The 6,000-nt window shown below is 67.7% G+C and carries 7 protein-coding genes; 4 read left to right on the top strand and 3 right to left on the bottom strand.

The window, feature by feature from the left end:
- Window positions 1-75: 75 nt before the first annotated feature.
- Window positions 76-771 (bottom strand): fumarylacetoacetate hydrolase family protein, encoded by a 696-nt coding sequence (locus PMI14_RS25720; RefSeq protein ID WP_007858899.1) that lies wholly within the window; start codon window positions 769-771, stop codon window positions 76-78.
- Window positions 772-924: 153 nt separating this feature from the next.
- On the opposite strand from PMI14_RS25720, the gene PMI14_RS25715 reads away from it, so the two are divergent.
- Window positions 925-1,380, top strand: a complete 456-nt coding sequence (locus PMI14_RS25715; RefSeq protein ID WP_007858896.1) for a MarR family winged helix-turn-helix transcriptional regulator — start codon at window positions 925-927, stop codon at window positions 1,378-1,380.
- A gap of 9 nt (window positions 1,381-1,389) precedes the next feature.
- Window positions 1,390-2,193 (top strand): peptidoglycan editing factor PgeF, encoded by an 804-nt coding sequence (gene pgeF, locus PMI14_RS25710; protein ID WP_035205704.1) that lies wholly within the window; start codon window positions 1,390-1,392, stop codon window positions 2,191-2,193.
- Here the strand turns inward: pgeF and PMI14_RS25705 are convergent.
- Entirely contained in the window at window positions 2,113-2,439 is a 327-nt protein-coding gene (locus PMI14_RS25705) for a hypothetical protein (RefSeq protein WP_007858894.1), read from the bottom strand. The two genes, pgeF and PMI14_RS25705, sit on opposite strands and share 81 nt — an antisense overlap.
- A gap of 123 nt (window positions 2,440-2,562) precedes the next feature.
- Here PMI14_RS25705 and PMI14_RS25700 point away from each other — a divergent pair, with 123 nt between their 5' ends.
- Window positions 2,563-4,269, top strand: coding sequence for an alpha/beta hydrolase (locus PMI14_RS25700; protein ID WP_007858893.1), 1,707 nt, complete (start codon window positions 2,563-2,565; stop codon window positions 4,267-4,269).
- 59 nt (window positions 4,270-4,328) lie between these two features.
- The gene (locus tag PMI14_RS25695; protein WP_007858892.1) at window positions 4,329-5,507 is read left to right on the top strand and encodes an acetyl-CoA C-acetyltransferase; all 1,179 of its coding nucleotides are present in this window, start codon (window positions 4,329-4,331) and stop codon (window positions 5,505-5,507) included.
- 85 nt (window positions 5,508-5,592) lie between these two features.
- Here the strand turns inward: PMI14_RS25695 and PMI14_RS25690 are convergent, their stop codons facing one another.
- On the bottom strand, window positions 5,593-5,946 hold the full coding sequence (locus PMI14_RS25690; RefSeq protein ID WP_007858891.1) for a DOPA 4,5-dioxygenase family protein: 354 nt from the start codon (window positions 5,944-5,946) through the stop codon (window positions 5,593-5,595).
- Between the last annotated feature and the right edge of the window lie 54 nt (window positions 5,947-6,000).

The raw sequence follows: 6,000 nt of genomic DNA, 5'->3' as shown, positions 1-6,000 counted from the left end.
TCGTTGGTTCGCCTTGCCGTGCTACAGCACTGTCTGCGGCTCCCGCCTAGTTATACGATCGAATGTAAATCCGTATCAGACCACCTTGAGCTTGATCCCCGTGAGGCCGTCCACGCCGCCTTCGAGCGTGTCGCCGCGCACCACGGCGCCCACGCCTTCGGGCGTGCCCGTGTAGATCAGGTCGCCGGGCTGCAGCTCCCAGGCGGCCGACAGGTGCTCGATGGTCTCGGCAATGTTCCAGATCAGCTGGGCCACGGTGCTGCGCTGCTTGTCTGTGCCATTGACCTGCAGCCAGATGCCGGCCTTGGCCACGTCGCCGGCCTGGGCCGCGGGTGTGATGGGGCCGATGGGGGCGCTGGCGTCGAAGCCCTTGCCGATGCACCAGGGGCGGCCCTGCTTCTTCATGTCGTTCTGCAGGTCGCGGCGCGTCATGTCCAGGCCCGTGGCGTAGCCGTAGATGTGCGAGAAGGCGTCGGCGGCCTTGATGTCCTTGCCGCCCTTGCCGATGGCGACCACCAGTTCGATCTCGTGGTGCAGGTTGGCCGTGAGGCTGGGGTAGGGCAGCTCGCCGGTCTGGCCGGCATCGACGACGACGATGGCGTCGGCCGGCTTCATGAAGAAGAAGGGCGGCTCGCGGCCGGTGAAGCCCATTTCCTTGGCGTGCTCTTCGTAGTTGCGGCCCACGCAGTAGATGCGGTGCACGGGAAAGCGGTCGCTGCTGCCCACCACGGGGACGCTGGCCACCGGAGCGGGAGAAAACACATAGCTCATGTTCTGCCTTTCGGGGAATGTTGGGGGGTGCCGTGGTGCCATGCCTGTGCATCACCGTACCTGTTGGCAGTGTGCCACGCTCCCGGGCCACCTGCAGGCAAACCAGGCAGGGCCGTGGCGGGGCGCCGGGGCGGGGGCGCTACACTCGCGCCCATGGCAAAGAGCTTCGATTTCCACAATACGCCGGGCCACCTGGTGCGCCGCGCGCACCAGCGGACCGTGGCGCTTTTCATGGAGGAGACGGCCGGGTTCGACGTGACCCCGGTGCAGTTTGCCATCCTGCACGAGCTGCTGGCCCAGCCGGGCGAGGACCAGGTCACCCTGGCCGCGCGCGTAGCCTTCGATGCCGCCACCTCGGGCTCGGTCATCGGCCGGCTCGAAAAGCGCGGCTGGGTGCGCCGCGAGGCCGACACCCGCGACCGGCGCCGCAAGCTGCTGTGGATCACCCCCGAGGGCGAAACCGCCGCGCTGCAGATGCGCGACGCCGCCCAGCGCGTGCAGGAGCGCCTGATGGGCCCCCTGAATGCCGAGGAGAGCGCGCTGCTGATGAGCCTGCTGACCAAGGTCGTCTACCACCACAAGGACCCCGCCGGTACCTCTGGCGCTTGATCGCTCCCCATGCATGCTTCGATGCCGGCCGACTGGCTGGTTCCTGATTGGCCGGCGCCGCCCGGCGTGCATGCGCTGTGCACCACGCGTGCCGGCGGTGTGAGCGCGGCCCCGTACGATCGGATGAACCTGGGCGCCCACGTGGGCGACGATGCGGCGGCCGTGCAGGCCAACCGACAGGTGCTGCAGTCCGTGCTGCAGTCCGCCACGGCGAACGCACGTGCCGTTTTTCTGAACCAGGTACATGGCACCGATGCCGTGTTGATCGACCTGGCCACGCCCGACGCCACCTCGGCCGATGCCTGTGTGGCCACCGCGCCCGGCACCGTCTGCACCATCATGGTGGCCGACTGCCTGCCCGTGCTGTTCGCGCACCGCGCGGGCAGCGTGGTCGCGGCGGCACATGCGGGCTGGCGTGGCCTGGCGGGTGGGCAAGGGCAGGGCGTGCTTGAATCCACCGTGAAAAGCCTGGCGGAGCAGGGCGCGCCTGCGGCCGAGGTCATCGCCTGGCTCGGGCCCTGCATCGGGCCCTCGGCCTTCGAGGTGGGGGCGGAGGTGCGCGCCGCATTCTGCGACCAGGATCCGGCTGCCGAGGCCTGCTTCGTGGCCGGGCCCGGGGGCAAGTTCCTGGCTGACCTCGCGGGCCTGGCCCGGCTGCGCCTGGCGGCGCTGGGGATCAATGGTGTCTACGGCAACGACGGCACGGCGCCATGGTGCACCGTGGGCAATGCCTCACGGTTCTTTTCGCACCGGCGCGACACCGCCGTCCTCGGGGGCAGCGGGCGTTTCGCCGCCTGCATCTGGCGCGGCTGAGTCCTTCTGGGCCGCCCGCTGCGCGGCCTGCTCGGCATCCCAGGCGGCCTGCTCTGCCTGCTCGCGCTGCTTGAGCGCCCGCTTGCGCGAGGGCGTGCCCAGGATGTAGACCAGGATCCCCATGGGCAGCAGCCCGTAGAGCACGAAGGTGACGATGGCACCGAGCAGCGTGCCCGTGGTGTTGGTGGCTTCGGCCACGGCCATCATGAGGGTGACGTAAAGCCAGGCGATGACGATCAGGTACATTGTGTTTGCGTGATCAGGGTTGTTGACAGCCCTTCACAGGATTGCGGGTTGCCAGCCCCTGCAGGGTGGGCAACAATCAGGTCACCGAGATGCCGGAACACCATGACAGGGATAGGAGACGGGATGAGTTCAGAATCTATCTGGGACCAGAGCGCCCAGCAGTTCCAGCAGATTTTCGGTCAAGGTTGGGCACAGGCCGTCCAATCCTTCCAGAAAATGGACCTGGGTGCCCCCACGGGCACCGCTGCCCCGGCGGTTGTGCAATTGTCGCCTGCCAAGCTGCAGGCCCTGCAGCAGCAATACCTGGAAGAGGCCAAGGCCTTGTGGGCCCAGGGCCTGCAGGGCAAGCCCGAGGTCAAGGACAAGCGCTTTGCCGGTGAAGGCTGGGCCGCCAACCCCGTGGCCGCCTTCTCGGCCGCGGCCTACCTGCTCAATGCCCGCACCCTGATGGGCCTGGCCGATGCGGTGGAAGCCGACGAGAAGACCCGTGCGCGCATCCGCTTCGGCGTGGAGCAGTGGATGGCGGCCATGGCGCCCAGCAATTTCCTGGCCTTCAACGCCGAAGCGCAGAAAAAGGCCATCGAGACCAAGGGTGAAAGTATCGCCAAGGGCATGCAGAACCTGCTGCACGACCTGAAGCAGGGCCATGTCTCGATGACCGACGAAAGCCTGTTCGAGGTGGGCCGCAACGTGGCCACCACCGAGGGCGCGGTGGTGTTCGAGAACGAGCTGTTCCAGTTGCTCGAGTACAAACCCCTCACGGCCAAGGTCTACGAGCGCCCCTTCCTGCTGGTGCCGCCGTGCATCAACAAGTTCTACATCCTCGACCTGCAGCCCGAGAATTCGCTGATCCGCTATGCGGTGAGTGAAGGCCACCGCACCTTCGTGGTGAGCTGGCGCAACCCCGACGACGCCCTGGCCAAGAAGACCTGGGACAACTATGTCGAAGACGGTGCCATCGCCGCCATCGACGTGGTGCAGAACATCACCGGTGCCGACCAGATCAATGCGCTCGGCTTCTGCGTGGGTGGCACCATCCTCTCCAACGCCCTGGCCGTGCTGGCCGCGCGCGGTGACGAGCCCGTGGCCAGTGCCACCTTCCTGACCACGCTGATCGACTTCACCGACACCGGCATCCTCGACGTCTTTATCGACGAGAACTTCGTGAAGTACCGCGAGATGGAGATGGGCAGCGGCGGCATGATGAAGGGCCAGGACCTGGCCTCGACCTTCAGCTTCCTGCGCCCCAACGACCTGGTGTGGAACTACGTGGTGGGCAACTACCTCAAGGGCGAGACGCCGCCGCCGTTCGACCTGCTGTACTGGAACAGCGACAGCACCAACCTGCCCGGGCCGTTCTACGCCTGGTACCTGCGCAACTTCTACCTCGAGAACAACCTCGTCAAGCCCGGCAAGCTCACCGTCTGCGGCGAGAAGATGGACCTCGGCCAGCTCACGCTGCCCACCTACATCTACGGCTCGCGCGAGGACCACATCGTGCCCGCCACGGCGGCCTACGCCTCGACCCAGGTGCTGCCGGGCAAGAAGCGCTTCGTGATGGGGGCCTCGGGCCACATCGCGGGCGTCATCAACCCGCCCGCCAAGGGCAAGCGCAGCCACTGGATCCGTGCCGACGGCAAGTTCCCCGGCACGCTCGACCAATGGCTGCAAGGTGCCACCGAACACCCCGGCAGTTGGTGGACTGACTGGTCCGGCTGGCTCAAGGGCCATGCCGGCAAGCAGGTCGCCGCGCCCAAGGGCTATGGCAAGGGCACGAAGTTCAAGGCCATCGAGCCGGCCCCCGGCCGCTACGTCCAGCAGAAGGCGTGACCGGCTGACCTGAGACAATCCAACCCAAGACATCCACCTCCAGAAAAGAAGGACATTCCATGGAAGACATCGTCATCGTTTCGGCCACCCGTACCGCGGTGGGCAAGTTTGGCGGCGCACTGGCAAAGGTGCCCGCGACCGAGCTGGGCTCGATCGTGATCCGCGAAGCCATCACGCGCGCCGGCCTGTCGGCCGGCCAGGTGGGTGAGGTCATCATGGGCCAGGTGCTGACGGCCGGCGTGGGCCAGAACCCCGCGCGCCAGGCGTCGATGAAGGCTGGCGTGGCGCAAGAGACGCCTGCGCTCACCATCAACGCCGTCTGCGGCTCCGGCCTCAAGGCCGTGATGCTGGCGGCCCAGGCCGTGGCCTGGGGTGACAGCGAGATCGTGGTGGCCGGCGGCCAGGAAAGCATGAGCCTGGCACCCCATGTGCTGCCCGGCTCGCGCGACGGCCAGCGCATGGGCGACTGGAAGCTGGTCGACACCATGATCGTGGACGGCCTGTGGGACGTGTACAACCAGTACCACATGGGCATCACGGCCGAGAACGTGGCCAAGCAGTACAGCATCACCCGCGAGCAGCAGGACGCCCTGGCCCTGAACAGCCAGCTCAAGGCCGCTGCCGCGCAGGACGCCGGCAAGTTCGCCTACGAGATCGTGGACGTGGCCCTGGCGCAGAAGAAGGGCGACCCGATCTTCTTCAACACCGACGAGTACCTCAACCGCAAGACCAATGCCGAAGCCCTGGCCGGCCTGCGCCCCGCCTTCGACAAGGCCGGCAGCGTGACGGCCGGCAATGCCTCGGGCCTGAACGACGGCGCCGCCGCCGTGGTGGTCATGAGCGCCAAGAAGGCCGCAGCCCTGGGCCTCAAGCCCCTGGCGCGCATCGCCTCCTTCGGCACCACCGGCCTGGACCCCGCCACCATGGGCATGGGACCGGTGTCGGCCACGCGCAAGGCCCTGCAGCGCGCCGGTTGGAGCGCTGCCGACGTGGACCTGTTCGAGCTCAACGAAGCCTTCGCCGCCCAGGCCTGCGCCGTGAACAAGGAGCTGGAGATCGATCCGGCCAAGGTCAACGTCAACGGTGGCGCCATCGCCATCGGCCACCCCATCGGTGCATCGGGCTGCCGCATCCTGGTGACCCTGCTGCACGAAATGCAGCGCCGCGACGCCAAGAAGGGTGTGGCTGCGCTGTGCATCGGCGGCGGCATGGGCGTGTCCCTGGCCTTGGAACGCTGATCCTCCCCGGCGCCGCACCGTCCAGCGGTGCTGCAGCCAGCCCAAGCCCACCACTCGGTGGGCTTTTTTCATGGACCGGGCTGGCTCAGCCGGTAAAGCCCGCCAGGTTCAGCGTGTGCGAGTGCCCGAGCCAGAGGGCGCAATCGCGGTGGTCGCGCAGGCCGTCCCCGGTGTTGGGGTGGGCGAACACGTCGAGCGCGCCGTGGTTGAGTGCCAGCCAGCCCAGCACGTGGGTGCAGTCGGCCGGGCCGAACGCGAGCTGGTAGCTCCACATCGGGTGCGGGCCCACGGGCCGCTCGTGGAAACGGCCGATCTCCACCCGGCCCGCCAGTTCGCGCGCGATGGTCTCGCGCAGTGCCCAGGCCGTGTCGCGGCTCTCGGCGTCGAAGTAGACATGGGCGTGCCAGTCGCGGATCAGGGCGGGGTCGAGCAGGGGCATGGGCAGCAGCAGCGCAGGGCAAAGGCGGCATGTTACGGCCTGGCGGGCGACCGC

It is taken from the genome of Acidovorax sp. CF316, assembly GCF_000276605.1.
Lineage (GTDB): Bacteria > Pseudomonadota > Gammaproteobacteria > Burkholderiales > Burkholderiaceae_C > Acidovorax.
The sequence above is the reverse complement of the archived record's forward strand: the minus strand, read 5'-3'. Positions and strand labels throughout refer to the sequence as shown.